Annotated in this window: 16 protein-coding genes; 15 read left to right on the top strand and 1 reads right to left on the bottom strand. The window is 42.0% G+C overall.

Translation table 11 applies throughout. The features are described 5' to 3' along the window. Positions 1-5: 5 nt before the first annotated feature. Positions 6-368 carry a hypothetical protein gene (locus tag OCV39_RS19550; RefSeq protein WP_261889778.1) on the bottom strand — a complete coding sequence of 121 codons (363 nt, stop codon included), beginning with the start codon at positions 366-368 and terminating at the stop codon, positions 6-8. Positions 369-646: 278 nt separating this feature from the next. Here OCV39_RS19550 and OCV39_RS19545 point away from each other — a divergent pair, with 278 nt between their 5' ends. From OCV39_RS19545 to OCV39_RS19475, 15 genes are all read left to right on the top strand, one after another. Continuing rightward, complete coding sequence (locus OCV39_RS19545; protein WP_261889777.1) at positions 647-2,680, top strand: hypothetical protein; 2,034 nt, start codon at positions 647-649, stop codon at positions 2,678-2,680. 2 nt (positions 2,681-2,682) lie between these two features. Then, complete coding sequence (locus tag OCV39_RS19540; RefSeq protein WP_065205347.1) at positions 2,683-3,393, top strand: OmpA family protein; 711 nt, start codon at positions 2,683-2,685, stop codon at positions 3,391-3,393. After that, positions 3,390-4,475: an HNH endonuclease gene (locus tag OCV39_RS19535; RefSeq protein WP_261889776.1), complete on the top strand. Its 1,086-nt coding sequence runs from the start codon at positions 3,390-3,392 to the stop codon at positions 4,473-4,475. The genes OCV39_RS19540 and OCV39_RS19535 overlap by 4 nt, the downstream gene beginning before the upstream one ends. A gap of 22 nt (positions 4,476-4,497) precedes the next feature. Beyond that, positions 4,498-4,836: a hypothetical protein gene (locus OCV39_RS19530; RefSeq protein ID WP_261889775.1), complete on the top strand. Its 339-nt coding sequence runs from the start codon at positions 4,498-4,500 to the stop codon at positions 4,834-4,836. Positions 4,837-4,844: 8 nt separating this feature from the next. Beyond that, entirely contained in the window at positions 4,845-6,926 is a 2,082-nt protein-coding gene (locus OCV39_RS19525; protein ID WP_261889774.1) for a chemotaxis protein, read from the top strand. Next, positions 6,926-7,582 carry an OmpA/MotB family protein gene (locus tag OCV39_RS19520; protein WP_261889773.1) on the top strand — a complete coding sequence of 219 codons (657 nt, stop codon included), beginning with the start codon at positions 6,926-6,928 and terminating at the stop codon, positions 7,580-7,582. The genes OCV39_RS19525 and OCV39_RS19520 overlap by 1 nt, the downstream gene beginning before the upstream one ends. Next, positions 7,575-9,587 carry an EH signature domain-containing protein gene (locus OCV39_RS19515; RefSeq protein WP_261889772.1) on the top strand — a complete coding sequence of 671 codons (2,013 nt, stop codon included), beginning with the start codon at positions 7,575-7,577 and terminating at the stop codon, positions 9,585-9,587. The genes OCV39_RS19520 and OCV39_RS19515 overlap by 8 nt, the downstream gene beginning before the upstream one ends. Positions 9,588-9,665: 78 nt before the next feature. Next, a complete protein-coding gene (locus OCV39_RS19510; protein WP_261889771.1) occupies positions 9,666-10,007 on the top strand; it encodes a hypothetical protein in 342 nt (113 codons plus the stop codon). Positions 10,008-10,230: 223 nt separating this feature from the next. Then, on the top strand, positions 10,231-13,794 hold the full coding sequence (gene hsdR / locus OCV39_RS19505) for a type I restriction-modification system endonuclease (protein WP_261889770.1): 3,564 nt from the start codon (positions 10,231-10,233) through the stop codon (positions 13,792-13,794). Positions 13,795-13,829: 35 nt separating this feature from the next. Further along, a complete protein-coding gene (locus OCV39_RS19500; protein WP_261889769.1) occupies positions 13,830-14,066 on the top strand; it encodes a hypothetical protein in 237 nt (78 codons plus the stop codon). 71 nt (positions 14,067-14,137) lie between these two features. Further along, the gene (locus OCV39_RS19495) at positions 14,138-15,724 is read left to right on the top strand and encodes a type I restriction-modification system subunit M (protein WP_261889768.1); all 1,587 of its coding nucleotides are present in this window, start codon (positions 14,138-14,140) and stop codon (positions 15,722-15,724) included. Further along, on the top strand, positions 15,724-17,130 hold the full coding sequence (locus OCV39_RS19490) for a restriction endonuclease subunit S (RefSeq protein WP_261889767.1): 1,407 nt from the start codon (positions 15,724-15,726) through the stop codon (positions 17,128-17,130). Before OCV39_RS19495 ends, OCV39_RS19490 begins: the two co-directional genes overlap by 1 nt. Before the next feature lie 54 nt (positions 17,131-17,184). Further along, on the top strand, positions 17,185-19,386 hold the full coding sequence (locus OCV39_RS19485) for an McrB family protein (protein ID WP_261889766.1): 2,202 nt from the start codon (positions 17,185-17,187) through the stop codon (positions 19,384-19,386). A 5-nt stretch (positions 19,387-19,391) separates the two neighbouring features. Next, positions 19,392-20,696 carry an McrC family protein gene (locus OCV39_RS19480; RefSeq protein ID WP_261889765.1) on the top strand — a complete coding sequence of 435 codons (1,305 nt, stop codon included), beginning with the start codon at positions 19,392-19,394 and terminating at the stop codon, positions 20,694-20,696. Between the two features lie 103 nt (positions 20,697-20,799). Beyond that, positions 20,800-24,159: an STY4851/ECs_5259 family protein gene (locus OCV39_RS19475; RefSeq protein WP_261889764.1), complete on the top strand. Its 3,360-nt coding sequence runs from the start codon at positions 20,800-20,802 to the stop codon at positions 24,157-24,159. Positions 24,160-24,175: the final 16 nt, after the last annotated feature.

Genomic DNA, 24,175 nt, shown 5'->3' with positions numbered 1-24,175 from the left:
TGTACTTATTTAATTTCATTTTTTGCTATTTCGGTTTGTTGCTGAAGAAGACGTTGCTTTAAATATAGTTGTTGTTCTAATTCGGATTTTTTACTATTTAATTCAGATACACTTCTTACCGTTCCTGAACCATTTTTATCAAGTGAACCATAGAATATCTTAAGCTGTTCTTTTGACATTTCTTGCAGCGATTCTGTCAACTCAATTTCACTTTCAAGTAATTCAATTTTAGCTTCAATTACTTTAACTTCAACACGAGTTGAAGATGTTTGTTTTTGCATGTGGTTGGCAGCTCGAACCGCTTTTTCCATCTCAGTGGCTACATTATTTATTTCTGAAAAGAAGGAACTGATTGCTTTGAATTGCATATGTTAGGCCTGATTTTAAAGGGTGTTGTTCTTTATGTTGTTGGGTGGGAATGACTTTGTAAAGGAACTATTGGATTTGTGAAGGATAGAGCGATAATCCAACATTAACCCGCTATTATGTGGCAATTTTATTGGTTTTTTTTCTTTTATGCGTTTCCGCAGTTTCGTTCTGAGCAGTTTCTACTTTAGGTGGTGTGTTATTTTTACTTTAACTGTATGGTGATCCTTTATTTTGTTGTAGAATGCACGTTTCGTACCCACCTATATGATTTGAGATTATGACCAATTTCCTTGCTTCTTTTATCGCATCGTTTTCAGCTGAAACCATATCTAATGCATTTATCTATTTGATTCTAGCCTTGCTAATTGTCTCAATTGCCTTAGCTATTTGGGGGAAAGCAGCACGATTTACGGCAAGTACAACTAATATTCTTACCTCTTTGGGTATCCTAGGTACATTTGCCGGGATTGTGGTTGGTCTAATGGACTTTGATCCTCAAAATATTGATGGCAGCATCGAATCTTTACTTGGGGGACTAAAAACGGCGTTCTTGACAAGTTTGGCTGGCATGGCGGGTTCGATATTCTATAAAGCGGCTTTGGGTATCATTCCTCAAAGAAAGGTTAATGAAGATAAATCGGTAGGGCCGGAAGAAATTTTCTCAGTGATGTCTCAGCAGCTAAAAGCGTCGACAGAACAACTTCATGCTTCTAATGAGCTTTTATCTGCAATTAAAGGGGATGAGGATTCGTCTCTTACTTCTCAAATCAAAAACTTAAGAACAGATATCAATGATGGTCAACGAAAGTTAAATGAGCAGTTTAACCTTACGACTGAACGTAATAGTGAGTTTCAGAAAACACTTTGGCAGAAGATGGATGAGTTTGGCGAACTACTGTCTAAATCGGCAACAGAACAAGTCATTAATGCATTAAAAGAAGTAATTGTTGATTTCAACGAAAAGCTGACTGAACAGTTTGGTGAGAACTTTAAACGTTTAGATGAATCGGTAAAGAAACTTGTCGATTGGCAAGAGAACTACCGTCAGCAACTTGAAGACATGGGTATAAAGTATCAGCTCGGTGTTGATGCCATTTCTTCAACTGAAAAATCAGTCGCGAGCATTAATGAGAGAGCTGAAGCTATCCCGACGACAATGGAAAAACTGCACCAAGTAATGGAGGTTGGTCATGGTCAAGTGACGGAGCTTGAACACCGCTTGGAAGCATTTAAAGACTTGCGTGATAAAGCGGTTGAAGCGATGCCACAAATCCGTGAGCAAATGGATACTACAATGAATGTTATCGGTGATTCCGTTAAAGCGGCTTCTACACATTATGAATCAATGCTCAATGAATCACAGACGATCATCGACAACTTTAGTTCTACCGCAAACCAGAGTGTTGATGTTATGCGCACCAACTTGGAAGAGGGCGCAACTAAACTAGCTCAGGAACTCACAACAAGTGCAGAGAAAATTAGTACCCAATTGGCAGATGCTAGCGAAGACTTCACTCAGGTAACTGAAGAAGGCGTTGAAGATATTAAAGAGAGCTTTGAAGCAGGCGTGAAGCAAATTACTGAAGACCTAGATACAACAACAAAGGAAATCTCAACGACATTGAGTGCTTCTTCTCAGCAATTTACGACGACGACAGAAGAAAGCATGAATACGATGAGAAGTAACCTAGAGTCGGGAGCTCAAGATATTTCTATTCAGTTAAGAGAAAGTGCTCAAGATATCGGCGGTAAACTTGCTGAAGCTTCATCTGACATTCAAGAGCAAGTAGGGACAGCAACGGGTGGCTTAAGTAATGTGACTAACCACCTTAGTGATACAACTGAACAAATTCGCGTACACCTTGAAGACTCAATTACGGAATTGAATGGCCAGTTACGTGGATTGGTCGCCGATATCAAAGATGACTCTAAAGAAACAGGGCGAGTACTTAAAGAGGCAAACCAAGAGCTTCTTTCTAGCACGCGAGAAATTCAAACTGAAACTACCTCTGCTATTTCGAAGCTACATGACCGTCTAGAAACGACATTAGAAGATGTATTCCAGGTACAGGCTCAAGCAGTAAGACGTACGTTCGATAGCTTAGAAGATCAAATTACAGAATCAGTGGGTAAAACGGGAAGCGCAGTGGAGAAGCAAGTAGAAGTGCTTGATCACCAAATGCAGCAAGAAATTAACCGTACAATGAATGAAATGGGTGAAGCATTAGCAACAGTTACACAGCAGTTTACCCGTGATTACGAGAAACTCGTTCGTGAAATGAATAACGTAGTTAGCAGTCGAGTCGCGTAATTATGGAAAAGCTATTTGGTTCTTCAAAACGCCCTAGTGATAGCGGTGAACATTGGATGTCAGTGTCAGATTTGATGGCTGGCTTAATGATGGTATTTCTGTTTATTTCCGTAGCGCTCATGCGAGACGCAATGGTTGAAAGAGACAAGATTAAAGAAGTCGCAGAGACCTATCAGCAAACTCAAGAAGCTATTTATGTAGCATTATTTAAAGAGTTTGAAGTGGATTTAGAAAAGTGGGGTGCCGAAATTGATCGCGATACTCTAAGTGTCAATTTTACTGCTCCAGATGTGTTGTTCGCAAATGGAAAGGCGAACTTAACCGATAAATTTCAGATTATTTTAGACGATTTTTTCCCTCGATATTTGAAAGTGTTAGACAGCTACAAACCTATTATTCAAGAAATTAAGATTGAAGGACATACGTCGAGTAAATGGAATCATGACTCAACGGACTATGAGGCATATTTTAACAATATGCGTTTGTCACAATCTAGAACTCGGGCGGTATTGGGCTATGTGATGATGCTACCTAATGTCGTGGAACAGCATTATAGCTGGGTGAAGGGTAATGTCGCGGCGGTTGGCTACTCATCGTCGAAATTGGAACTTAAAGATAACGGCCTTGAAGATGAAAATAGGTCTCGACGAGTATCATTTCGCGTTATAACGAATGCAGAAGAACAGATCCGTAAAATTCTGGGTGCGTCATGAAGCTGAGTGTCTCTTTTAAAAACCTAAAAGCCGCTGTCAGTGTGATGGGGCCAGAGGAGAAAGGGCTGTTCAATCTTGCTTATCAAGAGACAAGCATTGAAAAACTCGATCTAGAATTAGCCATTGGTAAAGACGTTGAGTTAAAAGATGTTGATGTAGATTCAGGCCTTCTTAGTTATAAAGGTAGGAATGTATCGTTATACATCAAAGCGAATGGTACTAGTGCCCGTTTCCATATTGCTGATTGTAAGACACTGCAAAGCATGAGAGCGAATGGACGCTTCGAGCGGTATGTTGTGACCAATGATACCTCCGGTGAATTTGTTGTATCATCAAGTTATGGTGAAACTAAAGCAAAACTTAAAGTTTGTCAGAATTGTCTGAGGCAGTTGAATTATAAAGGCTGCAATACTGGAACACCAATTAGTTCCGTTGTACAACAATTTGACATGGCTGAATTCTTCGCAACATATAGTTCGTTCTTTCCTCACCTTCCATCCAGAAAAGCAGAAACGGCCGAAACAGGTTACACGGAAGATTGGGCTAAAGTTTCGTCTCATTATAGAGTCGAGAAAAATTTTGAATGCGAGCAGTGTAATGTCAATCTGCGTTCAAATAGAAGCTTACTTCATGTACATCATATCAGTGGTGTGAAATCTAATAACAAAGCCAGTAACTTGAAAGCATTATGTATAGATTGCCATAGCAAGCAGCCTATGCATTCACATATGGCACTGAGTCACTCGGAAAGACAGTTGATTAATCAACTGCGCCAAGCGCAAGGTTTGTTAGGTGATTTAAGCGGCTGGCAAGAGATATTCGATTACTCAGATCCGGGTATACATGGTGTTTTGCATGCCTGCAAACAATTTGGCACGACTCTTCCAGAAGTTGCCTTTTATATTGCTGATTCATTCGGTGACATAACTGCAAAGGTTGAACTTGCTTGGCCTAAACATAAGTTTGGTATTGCTATTTCATCCAATGATATTGAAGACGCTAATAGTGAAGGTTGGCATGTGGTCACGGCCAATGACTTTTTAGCAGACTATCGATCTCAAGCGGGGAATTTACGTTGGTAGGTTATGTATTAGGAGAGACGACGTGAGAATACGTTTTGATGAGATTCTCGAAAGAATAATTACCATCAACCATGCATGGAAATTGTCTCGTGATGAGTTTGGAAACGATTTTGTTGCTACAAAATCGTTTCGCGATACAAAGTCATCTCTGCAAGCTACTTTGCTTCGTGAGTTTCCTGAAGATGTCTATCTAAAGGTAGCAACCGACAGCGAAGATCATGGTGAGGGTATGTATAGCGTCAGGATCAAGACCCCTATACGAATTAATGACACGTTACGTACAGATGCTGAACACCTTCCGGTGAGAATCGCCGAAGAACTGTTCACTCCCCAAGAATTACAAAACTTACTAAATCAATAAGGCTTACCATGTTTCAATTTATTTTGAATTTATTCAGCGAACCTGTGACTGCAGTGATCATTGGTTCAACTATCGTGTGCTTTATTTGTTTTCTATACAGAGCATTGAAGGTCAACTCTGATGAGAAAAGCAGGCTATCTGCTATAGCGTCACTTAGAGAAAGATTCAGTGATGGTCAGCTACCAATCGCTAAATTGAGTAAGGATGAATTAGTTTGGGTCGCAGACCACTTGGTGTATGACGCTGAAGGTGAGTCTCTTTCGGTAGAATCTAAACAAGGCAAATGGTTATCAAAATCTCCGATAACGCAGATGCTGCCAAGCTTTGACGCAAGTCGATACAAATTGGTACCAGCTCTGTTAACGAGTTTAGGTATCACAGGTACATTTTTAGGTATCACGTTAGGCCTAAGTGAGTTCTCCATGACTGGTGAATCTCAAGCACTTTTAAAATCAGCCGCGCTATTATTAGAAGGCATGAAAACAGCCTTTTACACATCTTTAGTTGGCTTGTCGCTATCTGCAGTGTTCATGGTTGTCATGAAAGCGTCGTCAAGTTGGATGGCTAAAAAACAAAGTGATTTCATCGCTTCTATTGCTAGCCAATATCTAGAAGCTAGCCCAATCATGTATTTGAAAAACATCTCCAATGAAAACCAGCAAGAAGTGATTGATGCTCAGCTAAACTCTGCGCTTGTAATGGAGAAACTGGGTGGGAGCATGGACTCAGTTGTTACTCAATTGTCTGCTTTAGGGCAATCATTTAATGGTGAAATCATAGCGAATACGATTTCAGCAGCAGTGACAGAGTCAATCGAAAAACAGATGTCACCTGCTTTAGAAGGAATCAAAAATGAGCTTTCATTGCTTAAAGAAATCAAAGAGCAAAATCAGAAAGAGTTGATGGATCTTATGATCGGTGAAATGAAGACTCAGCTAATTGAACCTGTTGTAGCTGAACTAGAGAAAACGTCGAGTGCAGTAGAGAAAAACAATGAAGTATCTGAACTGCTAAACCGTAACGTTGAACAAGTAATGACGCGCACAGCTGAAACAGTAGAAACAATCGATAAATTCCAACAAGAAACCATGGTTAAACTTCAAGGTTTTGCTGAGTCGCTTAAAGAGATCTTAAGTAGCTTTAAAGACGACACCCAAGGTGCCATGGGTGCAATTGCTAACGAAGTTCAGCTAATGTTGAATAGCGCAGCAGAAGGAATGGATAAACAGCGTGTTGCTTTTGAACATAGCTCAGAAACTGCTGCATCTGCTTTTGAAGGCATTAAAGATTCAATGGATAAAGCGCTCTCTGAACGACAAAGTGCAGAGCAAGCTCTATTCAATAATGTTGAAAGTCGAATTGCTTCTTTGCTGAAAGAATCGCAAGACATTTTTGATAACCAAACCAAAGTACTGGAAACGGTAGGTGAAGAGGCGAGCGGTCTGATGTCATCTGCAAAAGATGAGTTGATTTCAGGGCTTGGTGATATTGATAAGAAAGTTATCTCAATGTCACAAACAGTACAAACTGAACTAGAAGCATTCCGTGAGCAGTATCAGCAAAACTTAACCGGTTACTTTACCCAGCAAAACACATTACTTGAAGATAGTCTTGGCAAGCAACGTGATGGTTTAAATGGTGTAGTTGATAATTTCCGTAAAGTCTTTGAAAGTGAGTATCAGACTCGTCACAACCTACTGCAAGAACTAACTGCCCAACACACTGAACTACAAAAGTCAGCGAAAACGATCGAGCAAGTAGCTAAGGCCATTGGCTTAAATGAAGCTTCGAAAATGGCTGAGCTGCAAGATGCAGCGCGTACCATGGGCCGAGAGATTGGACAGCTTAAATTAGAATATTCAAAAGCTGCTGCTACGTTTAACGACGTTACCGAAAACCTACCTAAAGCGATGGATGAATATTTCACAAGGGCGAACCAAAGCTTTGAAAGCTTCTTTGGTGATTTTGATACAGCTGCAAGTTCTATTCATAACAAGTTATCGCAAGCTGCAGGTTACTTGATTAACTCTCAAGTACAGCGTCGAGAGTTTGAAGCAGACGAGCGAGCTGTTGCTAAGGCGGAAGCGTAATGCGCGGGTTGAGAACAAGCCCGAGAACAGCCGACGCTGAAGAATCTGGGGTTTGGTTGTCGATTGGCGACTTGATGTCCGTACTCTTGATGATCTTTGCATTGTTATTGATTAGTGCGTTAGTTCAGATCTCGGAAGTTCATGAAAATAGCCAAACGACTCGAGTTGTGATCATCAAAGGCATTAATGACGCTTTAAAGGGGGCGGGTATTGAAGTTCAAGCTAACTCTGAAACTGGTGACATCTCAATTTTAGATTCAATTCTATTTGATAGAAACGAGTACCGCTTGAAGCCGTCTGGTAAAGAGTTTCTCGATCAGTTTGTTCCTATTTATTCCGACGTGATATTCCAATCTAAGCAAACGTCTGACGAAGTAAGCCGTATCGTGATTGAGGGGCATTCAAGTTCAGAAGGCTCATTTGACCGTAATATGGAACTTAGTGTCTTAAGAGCGAATAGTGTGGCGAAGTACATAAACAGCATGGATTTTGCGCACAAGCTACCGTTTTTTGACAAAGCGATGATCTCAGGCCGTGGGCCAATAGAGGCGAACCAAGAAGCGACAGAACCAGCAGACCGCAAAGTGAAATTCAGATTCCAGTTTAAAGACGATGAGTTTTTAGGTTATTTTTCTGAGGTGACATCAGTTGAGTAATAAAGGTTTTACTTTTAATCAGCCTGTCGTCCCTGGAGTAAACAGTCTCGACAGAATGTCATTTGACGATTTCTACAACATGGGTGATCTAGAGGGTAACTTACCGAGCTTCCCTCCCAAAACGATAAAACAGATCATCCAACTTGTTGACCAAGGAAAGAGTGATCAAATTTCAATCTTGGAATGGCTAGATGCTGTAGAAAATCATAGTCAGTGGAATGATCTCGAAGCAAGTGAGGTTAACGATGCTTGCCGTGCTATTTGGTATGCAATGTGTACCAATGTCGCATTGGGAGACATTGCGTTCTTTAAAGTAGCATTAGCGCTTGACGGTAAGCCAACGTCTATTATCCCCGATTTGATTCAAAGTATGGACATTGTTCAAGGCGTATCTGAACTTGCAGACTTAGAACGGAAAAAGATCGACTGGCTTCAAGCGATAAGAAGCCAAAGTTATCAATCAATGAGTCAATATTGCTTTGACAACAATAGAACGCCGAAGAGTTACGTAAAATACTTACGCCTGCCAAAAGCCAATTCTTACGAACGTAATTTATCAACTGAATTAGTTAAAGTCGCTCCTAAACCACTTACTAGCGTAGCGGACTTATGGCTACAAGAATGTTTTCGTAGCCTAAAAACGACCAATAATAAGCTAGCTTTTTGCGATACCGTAATCACTCACTTTAAAAACTTTGATTATGGCTATCACGTAAAAGACATTCTCGAAGAAAAATGCTTACCAACGAGCGATGACTCCTTTTGGTACTCCTTGTCTGAGCAAAGTAAAAGCATACTCAAAAAGAAATTTAACATTTCAAGTTATTACGAACTTAAGAGTATATCTAGATTATTAACATCAGATCACGGGAGAGAATACTTAGAGCTTGAGGAGCATGAAGCGAGGCAAATTCACAGCCGAACCATGTTTTGGTCTAACTATAGCTCCCGCTTTAATCGCATTAGAGCTTTGTTACCTAAGTTAACTTTTCAATACCTCACTAGCCAAGGATACTCATCTTCAAGGCAAGTAGAGGTTTTGTCTGAAAAGTCGATCTATCAATGTGAAGTGCTGATTTTTGAGTTAGACAAAGTTATTGCCGTCGAGTTTTTGAGAGGGGATCTGAGCGAAACACGCTTTTTCAAAAATACGGAATGGAATGCTAAGCGCCTGTTTGAATCAAAAAACCTTACTATCGAAGCTATCCGTGAGATGTCACAGCTTGATGTCCATGACCACCTGACATCGTGGCAGTACTTCTGTGAAAAACTTTTGCGAACCAAATTTAAGCTGTTACCAAATTCCAATATTCCTCATTTCAAAGGTTTACCTCCTGCTATCAATAGTTACAGTGAAACTCGTGGCTTGCCAAGGCCTGAACAAAGCTATCTGGATGAAAGGGAAAGGAAACTAGAGCGTTGGGTGGAACATTTTTGGGAAACTGAATTTAAGACTTCTAAATATGGAGAACAGTCTGGACTGCAGCAGAAGAGTAATGTCTATTTGTCTAAAGCATATGTTGCTAAGCAACTGGGCAAAGATGAAGATCATGAGCTTTACATTAAAAAATCTGCGAATCAGGGTAACTCTGAGGCTATGAACCAGCTGGGTCAAATATTACTGCGAAACAGTGATGCAAGCTTACGTCGCCATGGTGAACGTTGGTTAGCGAAGGCTGCAGTAACTGGACATGAGAATGCTCAAACCTTTGTTGAAAAGTTCAAAATTCAAGTTGACCGTGCAGGCTATTTTACTCAGCGTTTGAGTGCTCATAAAGATCGGATACAACATAGCGATTATAAATTTGATGCAACGATGATGAGTAATTCTCTGAAAGATCTAAGTATTAATAATTTAACAGCCAGATATAGTTTCGCCCAGCATAATGCTGGTGATCTAATTATAATTTTGAAAGAACTTGAATCACGTAATAGTAAGGACGCAACTGAACTTAAAAAGGTGGTAATCGGTCGGCTTGAGGATATTTGTAAGCTATTTAACTAGCTCTCAAAAGCTTAGAAATTCAATGCGGTTAGCGTAGAGCGTGAATGAAAACATGATAAAATCCAATGAGATAAAGCAGTGAAGAACAAAACGATAACAGCACTTTCAGAAAAGTTGGGCGTGCCAACGCGAGAAACGAAAAAAGCATTGGCATGGGATATTACCTCAGGCTTTGGTGTTGTTGTGCAAATCGATCAGCCTAGCACCAGTGAACATGCATTGGTTTGGCTGCCTCACAACGCGGATGCATTGGAAGAGCTTTCTTGTGAAAAAGTTGTCTACCCAGAAGAAAAAGGCAGACACAGTAACACGTACGCTTCCCCGGGTTTAAAGCGTGGTGATGCGGCTATCCGTGCCAAGATAAAAACAGAACAAGAACTTAATGAGCTGTTGAGCTTCTTATTCGACCCATTTTTCTAGGCTTTGAGATGTTTGGAGATGTGGACGTTATTGCACGCTAGCCTGAGCGCTAACTGTGCAATTGCGTGAATAAATGGATGTTATGTGAGCAATGGTCACATCTTGTAAAAACTAATAGGTCGTGTGCGGCCTATTTCACCGTTTTATATAAGGTTTTTATTGTAAGATACGGTTTATTCAATAAAAATTACATTCTAAATTACGACGAGTCGGTTGGTATTTAATGCAAAAATCAAACTTCGAATTCCTCAAAGGCGTCAACGATTTCTTGTTCGCCATTGCTCGAGCAGCAGAGAGAAATTACCCAGATGATCCAAATACCACACTGGTTAAACTGCGTATCTTTGGTGAAGCGACAGCCAAACACTTAGCGAAGCTGTTAGATATCGAAGTTCCTGAAAACCAACATGAACTCCTACGTGAACTCGGCAAAATTCCTTTTGTTGATGACAGCATTCTCAACGTCTTCCATAAGCTACGTAAAATAGGCAACCAAGCCGTACATGAATATCATGATGATCTTCAAGATGCAGAAATGTGTCTGCGCTTTGCTTTCCGCTTAGCGGTTTGGTACTACCGACTTGTTACCAAAAACTATGACTTTCCTGTCCCTCAGTTTGTTTTACCAAGCTCAGATAGCGGTGAACAGTTTGAACAAGAAGTGTTGTCGCTGAAACATGAATTGGCATTAGCTCGCCAAAGTGAAAGCCAAGCGAAAGAACAGTCGAAAGCAGAACTAGATGCGCAACAGGCGAAACTCACCGCGCTGAATGGCTACATCTCCGTTTTAGAGAGTAAGCAGGAAGAAACACACGAGCAGTCTCAAGCTCGAATTAGCGCACTAGAAGCAAAACTTAAAGAGCAAGAAACAGAGCTTTCTAAGAAGACTGAAGTAGAGCGTAAAGCTTATAAGAAACAAATTATCGAAGAGGCCAAGTCGCGCCCTCTAAATCTAAGCGAAGATGAAACCCGCTATCTAATTGATAACCAGCTGCGCAAGGCCGGCTGGGATGCAGACACCAAAAAGCTAAATTTTGCCAACGGCACGAGGCCACAAGTCGGTCGCAATATTGCCATCGCAGAGTGGCCAACAGGCAAAGATGAAACCGGTAAAACAGGCTTCGCTGATTACGTATTATTTGTCGGCTTAAAGCCGATGGGCGTCATTGAAGCGAAGAAGAACAACAAAGATGTTTCAGCGAAGCTGACAGAGGCTTACCGTTACAGTAAGTATTTTGATAATGATTTTCTACGTTCAGAATTACAGCAAGCCGCGAACGGCCAAGATGAACTCGATCAAGTAGCTGAAGCTTTACCTACTTATTTGCCTTCGTGGGCGGATTCGCACGGCTCCTCAACTCTTAAAATGCAAGAGTTCAAAATCCCATTCTGTTTTTCTGCCAATGGTCGTGGCTATAAAGCGGCAGCGAAAACTAAAAGTGGTATCTGGTATCGTGACGTTCGCCATGCCACCAATATGCCCAAAGCATTGCCTGAATGGCACCGACCTGAAGAGTTAGTTGCCAAGCTAGAAAGCGATGACCAGTTAACCAACAACTGGTTTAGCCGAAATGCAGACATGAGTGACCTCGGTTTACGTTACTATCAAGAAGAAGCGGTGCAAGCGTCCGAGCAAGCCATTGTTAATGGTCAGCAAGATATCTTGTTAGCCATGGCGACAGGTACTGGTAAAACACGTACTGCGATTGCTTTAATGTATCGCCTTATTCAGTCTCAGCGATTTAAGCGCGTTCTGTTCTTGGTCGATCGTACCTCACTTGGCAAGCAGGCACTTGATTCATTTGAAGACACCAATATCAACGGGGATACCTTTAACTCTATATTCAATGTAAAAGGGTTAACTGACCGCTTCCCTGAAGATAGCACCAAGATCCACGTTGCCACTGTTCAGTCTCTCGTTAAGCGCACGCTACAAAGTGATGAAGTCATGCCAGTAGGGCGTTACGACTGCATTATTGTCGATGAAGCCCATCGTGGTTACATTCTCGATAAAGAGCAAACAGAAGGGGAAGAGAAGTTCAGAAGCGAACAAGACTTTATTTCTTCTTATCGCCGTATCATCGATCACTTCGATGCGGTAAAAATCGCGTTAACGGCAACACCTGCGCTACACACCATTGATATCTTTGGTGGTGAGCAGAAGAAACCTGTTTACCGCTATAGCTACCGAAAAGCAGTTATCGACGGTTACTTAACCGATCAAGAACCGCCAATCCGAATCATTACTAAGCTCAGTGAGTCTGGGTTGTATTTATCTCAAGGTAGCGAGGTTCAGAGGCTATCTAACCAAGGTGAGTTAATCAACGACACCTTAGATGACGAACAAGGCTTTGAAGTTGCGGATTTCAACCGTGCGCTCATTGCTTCAAACTTCAACAAAGTGGTGTGTGAAGAACTGGTTAATCATATTGATCCAACCAGCCCACAAAAAACGCTCGTATTCTGCGTGAACAACACTCATGCCGACTCTGTGGTCGAAGAGTTGCGTACTGCGTTTAAAGCCAAATACCCGCAGCTTGAGCATGATGCGATCATTAAAATTACTGGTGACTCAGATAAAGACTCCACCAAAGTACAATCGATGATCACTCGCTTTAAAAAAGAGCGCTTACCTAACATCGTGGTTACGGTAGACCTACTTACAACCGGTATCGACATACCAAGCATCTGTAACTTGGTGTTCATGCGTAAGGTACGCAGCCGTATCTTATACGAGCAAATGAAAGGCCGGGCGACACGCTTATGCCCGGCAGCAGGTAAAACCTCATTTAAAATCTTCGATGCCGTTGACCTGTACTCCACACTGCAAAGCGTCGATACCATGCGTCCAGTAGTGGTTCGTCCAAAAGTAGAGTTGCAAACCTTAGTCAACGAAATTACCGATTCAGAAACCTATAAAGCAATTGAGGCGGATGGTCGAAGCTTTGCGGAGCACAGCCATGAACAATTGGTTGCCAAGCTACAACGCATCTCAAGTCATGCGGAGTTTAGCCGCCTTAAATCACGTGAGATAGACAGCCAAATCAAACGCTTTGATGAACTTTGCCAAGACTCAGCAGGTTGTAACTTTGCGAGCCTTGCTAAAACACTCAAGCAGAAAGGCCCGAAATGGTCGGCAGAAGTGTTCAACAAGGTGACCAATATGGTTGGTCGTTTAGAGCAGCTAAAGCAAGAGATTAACGACTTACGTGACATGCCAATCTTTACCGATGTGGATGATTCACTGCTGCGAGTAGAAACCGTGTATGGCGAGCATGAAACCGCACAAGATTTCTTAGAAGCCTTTGATGCGCTGGTGGACAAATCATCCAACCAACAAGAAGCGTTAGATGTGGTCATCAACCGCCCAAGAGGCTTAACCCGTAAAGGACTGCTAGAACTGCAAGAGTGGTTCGATGCACAAAACTTTAATGAGCCAACGCTGAAAAAAGCGTGGAAAGAGACCAAAAACCAAGATGTAGCAGCGCGCTTAATTGGTCATATTCGACAAGCGGCGATTGGTGATGCATTACTACCATTCGAAGATCGAGTGGATCAAGCATTAGAAAAAATCAAAGCGCAAAAAGAGTGGAGTGACGAGCAGTTCAACTGGCTCGATCGCCTAGCGTCATCCATTAAAGACAAAGTAGTACTTGACGATGACACCTTTAAAACGGGCAACTACAAGCGTAAAGGTGGCAAACGTAAGCTTATGAACATCTTTAATGATGAATTAGACAGCATACTCACCCAATTCAACGAGTTTATGTGGGACGAGCCCGCTTAAGATTGTAGTATTCAAACCAAATGAGATGACGAAATATGACCACAGAAAACCTTGAATATCTGCTCGAGAAATTGATAGCAGTTAATGAGCAAATACTCGAAACTGTCTCGGATATCAAAACAGAAGTTCAAGATATAAACAAAGAGCTGAACTGGGTTGAAGAGCACTCTTACGCCAAGGTGGTGTATGACAGCTTAAACACCATTGAAAGCAAATTAGATTCTATTGATTCTGGTATTTCAAATATCGACATCAATACAACAGGGCTTTAATCAGCCACTACTAAACATATTTTTGCAGTCAACGAATAGACTTAGCTGTAAGAACAAACAAGAGAGCAAGCATGAACAATAATGATCTGGTCGCCAAACTGTGGAAGCTGTGTGACAACCTACGTGACGGCGGTGTGTCTTACCAAAACTACGTAAATGAATTGGCGTCGCTACTGTTTCTTAAAATGTGTGAAGAGACAGGCCAAGAAGATGACTCGTTACCACAAGGGTTTCGCTGGGCGGATCTAAAAGCCAAGCTAGGGCAAGAGCAGCACCAGTTCTACCGTAACATGCTAGTTCAGCTTGGTGCTGACGACCATGCCATTGTTCGTGCCATCTTCCAAAACGTAAATACCACTATTACTCAACCTGCCCAACTGACCGAGCTGGTGGATAACATGGACAAGCTAGAATGGTTCGATGGTGACACGGGCAAAAGCCGTGATGACTTTGGTGACATGTACGAAGGTCTATTGCAAAAGAACGCGAACGAGACGAAATCGGGCGCGGGCCAGTACTTTACGCCACGTTCACTTATCAACACTATCATTAAAGTAATGCAGCCTCAGCCACGTGAAGTGATCCAAGATCCAGCAGCGGGTACCGCAGGTTTCTTAATCGAGGCGGATAAGTACATCAAATCACAAACTAACGATTTAGATGACCTAGACGATGATGATCAAGAGTTCCAAATGACCAAAGCCTTTGTTGGTTTGGAGTTGGTACCAGAAACACGCCGTTTAGCTCTGATGAACTGCCTACTGCACGATATTGAAGGCGATGCAGAAGAGGGCGCTATTCGGCTTGGCAACACATTAGGCAGTGCAGGTGAAACGCTTCCTCAAGCAAACGTGATTTTGACCAACCCTCCGTTTGGCAGCGCATCAAGCACCAACATCACTCGTACCTTTGTTCACCCAACAGGCAACAAACAGCTCTGTTTTATGCAGCATATTTATGATGCGCTAGAACCAGGCGGCCGTGCAGCGGTGGTGATTCCAGATAATGTGTTATTCGAAGGAGGCAAGGGTACTGATATTCGTCGTGACTTAATGGACAAATGTAACTTGCACACCATCTTGCGTTTGCCTACTGGTATTTTCTACGCCGCAGGGGTAAAGACTAACGTACTCTTCTTCCAAAAAGGCACGCCAGAGAACAAGAACCAAGACAAAGGCTGTACTAAAGAGACATGGGTGTTCGATATGCGTACCAACATGAACACTTTTGGTAAACGTCGTCCACTGACTGAAAAGCACTTTGAAGCTTTCATCAATGCTTATGGCACAGACAAAAATGGTCAGTCACCTCGTGAAGAGGGCGTTTATGAGACGTTGGGCAACATCTTTGCTGAGGGTGATGATTCGGTAGAAAACCTAATCGAGAACGCTCGTTTCCGCAAATTCAGCCGTGACTACATTCGCGATCAAAAAGGCGATAGCTTAGATATTTCATGGCTTAAAGACCTAGAAGCCACTAGCGCAGAAAACCTACCAGAGCCAGAAGTACTAGCAGGTGAAGCAATGGCAGAGCTAACCGAAGCCATGTCTGAAATTTACCAACTGATGCAAGCATTAGGTGCTGACGATGTAGCTGAAGGGCAAAAACAACTTGTGGCAGAAGCCTTTGGCTTGGCAGAAAAGCCGGAGGCAGAGTAATGAGTGAGTTGCCGAAAGGTTGGGTAGATTCAAGGTTAGAAGAGTCTATTTATCTTAATCAAAAATTCACAAACATAGACGACGATAGCGAATGCGGTTTCGTGCCTATGGCTATGGTGCCAACTAAGTATGGTGCGCCAATTGAATTCGAGATGAGAACATGGGGTAAGTGCAAGAAGGGATATACTCAGTTTCAGAATGACGATATTTTACTAGCTAAAATTACTCCTTGCTTTGAAAACGGTAAGGGCGCTCTTGTTTCAGGTCTTCCAAATGGTATTGGTGCAGGGAGCACAGAATACTTTGTTTTAAGAAGCGTTAGTAACCTAGTTGAGCCCAAATATCTTCATGCGTTTGTGAAGACTAGAGACTTTCTGATTAACTGTGAAACAAATATGAGTGGATCGGTTGGTCATAGACGAGTACCTAAAGATTATTTGCTTAACTATTCGATGCCACTAGCCCCACTAGCCGAACAAAAACGCATCGTTGAAAAACTCGATGAGGTATTGGTACAGGTCGACACCATCAAAGCCCGCCTAGATGGAATCCCAGATTTGCTAAAACGCTTCCGCCAATCGGTACTCGCTTCTGCGGTGTCGGGTAAGCTGACGGAAGAGTGGCGAGAAGGAAACGGTGAACAAGACGTTTGGGATGCAAACTTTGATGTAAAACTGCTAACTGAACATGTAGAACCATATGTTTTACCAGAAAGTTGGAGTTGGGATAATCTGGGTAATTTAGTAGCGGTATTGAATAGTAAACGTAAGCCTATTAAGCAGGCAGATAGAAATAAGCGCCAAGGCGAATACCCGTATTATGGCGCTTTTGGCATCATAGATCATATTGACGACTACGTGTTTGATGGAGAATATATCCTATTAGCTGAAGATGGTAAGAACTTAGAGCAACGTTCACGACCTATCGCTCTTGTTGCTAATGGAAAGTACTGGGTAAATAATCATGCTCATGTTCTAGAAGTGAAGCCACAAATTGACATTAAATACTTGTGTTATTTTTTGAATTCACCTCACTTGGTTATTGACGAATTCCTTACTGGACAAGACCAAGTAAAACTCAACAAAGTAGCGATGGTGAAGTTGCCCATTCCGGTTCCGTCGTACACAGAGCAAAAAGAAATCGTTCGCCTAGTCGATCAATACTTCGCTTTCGCTGACACCATAGAAGCGCAAGTGAAAAAAGCACAGGCGAGGGTAGATAACCTAACCCAAAGCATCTTGGCAAAAGCCTTCCGTGGTGAGCTGGTGGCACAAGATCCAAAGGATGAGCCAGCCGATAAACTGCTAGAGCGCATCGCCGAGGCTCGCAAAGAGGCCGAAGCCTTAGCCAAGGCAGCCAAAAAAGCTGAAGCGACTAAGAAAAGAGCCGCGAAGAAATCTACATAATTTTCCCTGTATTTAAGGCAGCTATTACGCTGCCTTATTTTTTAGGTTTATAAAATGACAAAAATTACTGTTCAACGAGCAATCGAAATTGTTAAGTCTCAAACATACGATGACTCTCAGTTCTATCAGTTTGTAGAAGTTGAAGGTCATCGGTTACCAGCGAAACGCTTTTACTCAGCTCTATTTGATGTGCTATATCAAGACATAAATACTCATAAAGCTGAAAGAGAGTTGCGTAAAGCAGGGTATGAAATTATTAGTACTCGACCAACTGCAGAACTGCCTACCATTTGGAAAGTATCTCATGGTCCTAAATTTGTATATGGTTCAAATAAAAATTGGTTGCTAGATAACCATTATCTAGCCGTACATGAGAATACGGGCAATGGTGGTGGTGAAAACTTTTTAGAAAAAATCCAAGTCGGAGACATTGTGTCACTCGGTTATGGAAACTCCGTAGCAAAGTTGGTCATTGTTACCTCTGATATTATTAAAGACTCAAATAATCCATTTGAGTCAGGGTGGCAGCTTAGAAAGTATGCTGAAATTGTATCTCTTTCAGAAACTAAGCCTTATGAAGGTATCGATAAAATATGGTCTCCTCGTAGACCTAACACCTGTGCAGCCGTGCCAAAGCATGATCTGAACTTGTTTGAAGCTCAAATCTTGACTGAGTACTACCAAATGAGTTTGGAAGAGTTACAAACTCTTTATGCTAGCTTCCATGATAGTGAACAGCCTTTTAAGAAAACCAATAAGGAAAGTGTAATGAACTCACCGAGCCTTAATCAAATCCTTTATGGACCTCCAGGCACAGGTAAAACCTATCATACGATTGAGGCTGCAGTAAAAGCCGCTGAACCTGAGTTTTATCATAATTTAGGCATTGATTCTGCATCTGGTGCAACACTGGAACAACGCCAAGCGTTGCAAACCAAGTTTAAAGAACTGTCAGATTCTAAACGCATTAGATTCGTAACTTTTCACCAAAGCTATGGCTATGAAGAGTTTGTTGAAGGGTTGAGTGCATCTACCACAGACAATGATCAAGTCAAATACGCCGTTAAAGATGGTGTATTCAAAGAGATAGCAGATGATGCCAGAAAAAATCTAGAAGATAGTCAAAGGGATCAACAGTCTCTCGATCGCGAACAAAAATTTGATCTTGCATTGGAGGCGTTCAAACTGTCGATATTTGAAGAGTCTGATAGCTTTTCACTGACTGACGCAGTTTCGATTATCAGCATTGAAGAAGAGGGTTTTCGTTATTGTGGGGAGTGGAAATCCTCTCAGATAATGAAGTTTGTTGACTTGAAGTCTTTGTATCTTGCAGAAGTCGAAACGAGGCAAGATGTTAAACGTGTTGAGTCTGTCTCTGGTTTAGCTAAACAGCATGCTACGTATTTTTTTAAAGCACTGAAGCAGATAGAAACATTTGTATCTAATGAATTGCCTCCTTCCCAACGATTGGAAAAGCACAACTACGTTTTGGTGATTGATGAAATCAACCGAGGCAATATATCTAAGATTTTTGGTGAGTTAATAACCCTTATCGAACCTTCAAAACGTAAGGGTTCAGATGAGTTTATTGAACTGACACTTCCTCAATCTAAGAAACCTTTCTCTGTGCCGAATAATCTGTACTTGATTGGCACCATGAATACCGCTGACCGCTCGCTCGCCATGATGGACACCGCACTTCGTCGTCGTTTCGACTTTGTGGAAATGATGCCTAAGCCTTCGTTACTCAAAGATTGTGTTGTAAAAAATGGTGACGTTGAAATCAACCTGTCAGAACTTTTAATTAAGTTAAATGAGCGGATTGAAATTCTCTATGATCGTGAACACACCCTAGGTCATGCGTTCTTTATGCCCGTAAAAGCTTTGGTGGACGCAGGTGAGCAAGATAAAGCATTTAGATCTTTAGTTTCTGTTTTCAAAAATAAGATCATTCCACTTCTTGAAGAATACTTCTTTGAGGATTGGAGCAAGATTCGTCTGGTTTTAGCTGACAATCAAAAGCCAGAACACTTGCAGTTTGTTGAGGAGAAAGAACAAAAGGCTGAGGCTTTGAGAAGTCTTTTTGGAAAGGGACACAACCTAGATCAATACGGACAATCAGTGGTGAAATACACGCTTGCTGCGGATAATGCTGCCGTTTGGAATAACGTAAAAGCTTATATCGGTGTTTACCAAACGAATGTAAAGCAATCAACTCAATCCTCTGAGGTTCAAGCTGAATCGGGCGCAGAGTAATTGCCATGCATACTACGGTTTTTGAATATGGTTATTTAACGTGTGACCAAGCAGCATGCGATGAGTTTAGTGCCAAGCTCATTTCTAAAAACGACTTTAACTATTTAAAAGAAGTGAGTTTAAGTGCCGACGAGTCTGAAACGAACAAGTGTTTAGGCTTAACGAAACGTTATGGTTATGAGCTTATTCAAGTGAAAAACTATGTTGGTGTACTGTTTACACCGACTGGTGAACACATTGAAGTTTTGCCAAAAACAGGACGGAAAGCTGAAAACTCTCAACAGGCGATTGTAGAATCTCGTCAAATGCTTCTTATGATGTTGCAGCATTTAGGCTCGTTTCGCTACGTAGCTTCTAATCAGGCTAGTATTGCTACAAAGCAGATGCCGTTGCTTGAGGTGTTTATAAGCCAGTTTTTACAGTCGGTGAATGCCTTGGTGAAACGAGGGTTAAAAAGTGACTATGTCACGCAAGAGGATAGCCTTCATTTTCAAAAGGGCAAACTTAAAGTCTCTCAGCAAATTAGATACAACGTGGTTAACAAACACAAATTTTATGTGGAATACGACGAGTATCTGATAAACCGCCCTGCAAACCGACTGATTAAAACGGCTCTGTTGAAGTTAAGCAATTACACAAGGCTAGCGACCAACCAGAAGTTGTTGCGTGAGCTACAGTTTGCTTTTGCAGATGTCCCAAGTTGTAAGTCGGTTAAACAAGATATCAGCGCCCTTAAGTTAGATAGGGGGATGGTGGACTATCATTCGCCGATTGCGTGGGCAAAATTGATACTTGATGGCTTCTCTCCACTGAGTATGAAAGGTGACAACAGCGCGCTATCTTTATTGTTCCCAATGGAAGCTGTATTCGAGAGTTATGTTGCTTCGGTACTGAGAAGTCAGCTAGCGGACGATGCAGAACTCACCACGCAAGCGTCTTCAAAATACCTTGTGACTCATAACGGACGACGCCAGTTTCAGCTCAAGCCTGATCTATTGCTAACCCTAACGGATAACTCCAAATTAGTTCTCGATACTAAATGGAAGCTACTCGACTTAGAAGATCATAATTATGGGCTTTCTCAATCTGATCTCTATCAAATGTTCGCTTATGGCCATAAATATTTAAATGGTACGGGTGACCTTTTATTGATCTATCCCGCCCATAGCGGTTTTGAAAAGCCTATAGAATTTAGTTTTGATTATAGTGAATCGTTAAGGCTTTGGGTTGTACCGTTTGTGTCTGACTTGCAAGGTGATAGTTATCTCATCTGGCCTGAGGGATTTTCGTTCAATGCATTAATTTCATAAGCATACGCACCTCACCTATCGATTGAATAACGTACATTACTTATTATAAAAATAAGCTTGAAGCGAGCGAAGCTAAAGGCTCAATTACACCTCAAGGTTCACCATGCAAACATACAGAAATGTCCTCTCTTCAATTCTTAATACGAGAGAGTTGACCAAACCAAATGCCCAACCTGTTTATAGCTACAAAGTGACAGCTTTGGAGTTTGAGTCACTTAAGCAGTCGTTGATTTCCAGCGTCGAAAGTAATGGCATTCACACCTATTCGAATAAGCCAACAAGGGAATGGGCAGGGTGTTTTGTATTGTATGCGGCGGAGTGGTGGCGCACGTCTTTTCAAGGCGGCGTTTGGGCTTGGGAACCTGTATTAGAGTCTCTCGGCTTACAGGCCAACGCAATTTCATCAACTCAAAGAAGTGAGATTGTTGTTAAGGGGTTAAGCTTTTGGGGACGAAAGGTGCTAAGTAACACTAAGGGACGCATGTTACTTGGCACTGTGGCGGTTGAAGGTGGTTTACCACAAACACTTATCCAAGACCCAAATAGCAGGCTTGCCCATTACTTCGAACAAGTGATTCAAGATTATGGGCAATTTGCTAACTCACGGTTAAGCGCGGTATCTGTTGCTAAAGCACACGCGCACTATATTGCTGCATCATATCGTGATGAAACGGTTTATAGCATTGTCGCCCAAGTTGCTGAATCCATTTATTATCTGGTCGATAAACACGGGCTAGATGAGCAAAGCGACCCGCTTCATTACTTGAATACGGTCGATGCAAATTGGTCGCAAGGTTTACCATTGAATATGGAACCTGAAGCTGCGCGAACTTTATTAGGTAATGCGCTTGGTCTTGCTGTTGAAGTTCAACGCCGTTTACCAAACTCTATTAAGATTCTTCGTTCTCTACGTAAATCATATTCTCATTATGCCTCAATGATGGATATGTCGGCATCGGATGACGATTATCAATGGCAGAACCAAATTGATATCACACTAAAGTCTCGTCTTAATGCCAAGTTCTTACAGCAACTGTTTAGTAGCGTGAATTTGCCAGACAACATAAACCTGTTTGCGGTTGGCGGTAAGAGCCTTTTATTGGCAAAGGCATTTAAACGTGGTGCGGACTCTGAGCACTATTTACTAGATGTTTATACTAAGTCTCTTCCTGCAGAGTGGTTCGACTGCGATATACAATTGAAAGCAACGGATGACGCTGGTAATGAGTGGCACGCTCCGGTGCTTGGTGGTGCGGGAGTTGGTGCCAATGAACCTTGGGTATTCACTCAATATAATGATGAGTGGCTACTTAAAGGTGGTGGAAGTGTCGAATGTGCAGAAGCGAACGCTTTAGTTTCAGTGCCAGAGCACTTGTCACATCCCACACTTGCTACGGTAGGTCACATCAATGGGCGCGTTCTTTATGATGTTAATACTCAAATAGAGACGGAATTTTATTTTGACGCCTATTGTGTGTCACTTGACCGAGAAGGTGTGCAACCTCTTGAATTCAATTTGGTTGGTCAGCCAGTTCCTTATCAAACCAATCCAAGTAAGTGCTTTATTGGTGTTCCTAGCTTAGTCGCCATTGATGAAAATGGTCAGCAATCAGAAATTCCAAATACTCAGCTTCGTTGGCGCAATACAATGCTTGAACAATGGCAGTCAATGAATACGGTACCTTTTGGTAAGGTCGATATCGCTTTGTTTGAGAATAACAAACCTGTTAAGCGTTTTACTGTAGGTTTGTTACCGGACGATTTTTCTATTGAACTGCAACCGAGCCACACGGTACAAATTGGTCAGATCGGCTTTTATTCTAATAAACCACTACCATCTATTGCGTTAAAGGGCGCAGAACAACTCGATGTTCTGCCGAGCTCGGTTCTATCTCATTTTCAGCAAGATCTGAATGAACCTAAACGCACTTTGGATATACTCAGTCATCAAGCTCACCCACCAGCACAAGTTAACGTAGCGATATGGTGGCAAGATCAAGCGAAGTCGTTGTCGATAACATTGCCATTCCCCGCTAAAGGTATTTGTCTGATTAGCTCAGGTGGAGAAGCGGTTCGTAATGCTGAAGCGATTTTAGTCGATACGCTTAATCGTTATGAGTTATTCGGCTATGGCGTCAGTGATTCGCTAGAGGTGGAATTCAAGCTTCTCGCTAGAGATATTTACGGCGCTTTTTCGAAGTCGGCTTACGTGAGGCGAACTTTGCCAAAAGGCGATGTTTTATCTACCGGATTTTCCTTAGCTACGTTTAAAGAGGATATTGAGTCTCTGCTAGCTCTATCATCTTCATTAGATGCAGCCGTTAAGATATCGGTGTTGGACAGTGCACATACCATTTTCAATTTCAGTGTTAATGCATACAGCAATGCGCTTATTCCAAACAGAGCACAAGGCACGATTGAAATCGAGGGCGATAGCGTTATGGGCACACTTTCGATGGTGCCTTTGGATAACCCAACTTATGCACCGATTACTTTAATCAAGAATGACGAACAGTGGTATTTCCCTGAAGAAGACGCTTCGCCTGGTGCTTGGCTTATCTATGCTGACGAAGCCGAACAGGGTGTAAGACCTTTGATGTGGAGTAAAGACCTTGAGTTGTTGTCGTCGCCGAGTAATCGACTAGAAGAAGCGGCATCTATTGGGGCTCGTAAAGATCGTCTAGATAAGTTCTCGGTGGTTTGCGGTCAGTTGGCGACAGAATTTAGTGCGCCTGAATGGAAGTACATTAAAGCCTTGTTGGCCTTTGATAGTGTTCCACTAACTACGTTTGATCTGTGGCGAGGTGCAATTAATAAGCCTGAATTTATGCTTGCGATGCTGTTAAGCGCAAATAAGAAAGAAGCCGAGCGTATTTGGCAGTTCAGTCAACAGTTCCCTTTTTCATGGCACTCCATTAAAGCTCGAGATGCGATCGCGGTAGTGAGTGCTTTCTATGCTTCGCGTATCGAAGTGTATGGCAACGATTTTTCTGACATTATTTGTGAACAGATAGAATCGAAATTAAACGAATTAGTGACGAGATACCACGGCTTACAAAGCCTCAAGAATCTGCTTATGCACAAAATTGATGCCAATCGAGAGAAACCTTCGCTTAATCCTGCCGCTTACATTCAGCAATTGTTTGACCTGCGAAATGCATTGAATAACCAATACAACGAATCTCAGTGGCCTTGCGAATTTTCAGATCACATATTCAAGAGTTCAATTAGGGCTGTCGACCAGCAGTTAGCTGGAGTGTGTTTCACGACTAAGGACCTGTACCGCAATAACGTGATGAATGCGCCAGTACTGCTTGCTTTGTCTACTTGTGGTTCTGCACCTCTGAGAATGTCACCAGAGGTAGTACATGCGATGAGAGAATACAACAGCTTTGACCCTGAGTACTTTGAGCAAGTGTTCGCTCTTACACATAAAATGATTTTCGGCCTAGTGAATAGCTAAAAAAGGTAAACCAACC

Origin of the sequence: Vibrio cortegadensis, from assembly GCF_024347395.1 — a bacterium.
Lineage (GTDB): Bacteria > Pseudomonadota > Gammaproteobacteria > Enterobacterales > Vibrionaceae > Vibrio > Vibrio cortegadensis.
This window is presented reverse-complemented; position numbering and strand designations above follow the sequence as displayed.

Coding starts and splice junctions, on each gene's coding strand:
- OCV39_RS19550 (WP_261889778.1), bottom strand. CDS start 368: ATGCAATTCAAAGCAATCAGTTCCTTCTTTTCAGAAATAAATAATGTA.
- OCV39_RS19545 (WP_261889777.1), top strand. CDS start 647: ATGACCAATTTCCTTGCTTCTTTTATCGCATCGTTTTCAGCTGAAACC.
- OCV39_RS19540 (WP_065205347.1), top strand. CDS start 2,683: ATGGAAAAGCTATTTGGTTCTTCAAAACGCCCTAGTGATAGCGGTGAA.
- OCV39_RS19535 (WP_261889776.1), top strand. CDS start 3,390: ATGAAGCTGAGTGTCTCTTTTAAAAACCTAAAAGCCGCTGTCAGTGTG.
- OCV39_RS19525 (WP_261889774.1), top strand. CDS start 4,845: ATGTTTCAATTTATTTTGAATTTATTCAGCGAACCTGTGACTGCAGTG.
- OCV39_RS19520 (WP_261889773.1), top strand. CDS start 6,926: ATGCGCGGGTTGAGAACAAGCCCGAGAACAGCCGACGCTGAAGAATCT.
- hsdR (WP_261889770.1), top strand. CDS start 10,231: ATGCAAAAATCAAACTTCGAATTCCTCAAAGGCGTCAACGATTTCTTG.
- OCV39_RS19500 (WP_261889769.1), top strand. CDS start 13,830: ATGACCACAGAAAACCTTGAATATCTGCTCGAGAAATTGATAGCAGTT.
- OCV39_RS19495 (WP_261889768.1), top strand. CDS start 14,138: ATGAACAATAATGATCTGGTCGCCAAACTGTGGAAGCTGTGTGACAAC.
- OCV39_RS19490 (WP_261889767.1), top strand. CDS start 15,724: ATGAGTGAGTTGCCGAAAGGTTGGGTAGATTCAAGGTTAGAAGAGTCT.
- OCV39_RS19485 (WP_261889766.1), top strand. CDS start 17,185: ATGACAAAAATTACTGTTCAACGAGCAATCGAAATTGTTAAGTCTCAA.
- OCV39_RS19480 (WP_261889765.1), top strand. CDS start 19,392: ATGCATACTACGGTTTTTGAATATGGTTATTTAACGTGTGACCAAGCA.
- OCV39_RS19475 (WP_261889764.1), top strand. CDS start 20,800: ATGCAAACATACAGAAATGTCCTCTCTTCAATTCTTAATACGAGAGAG.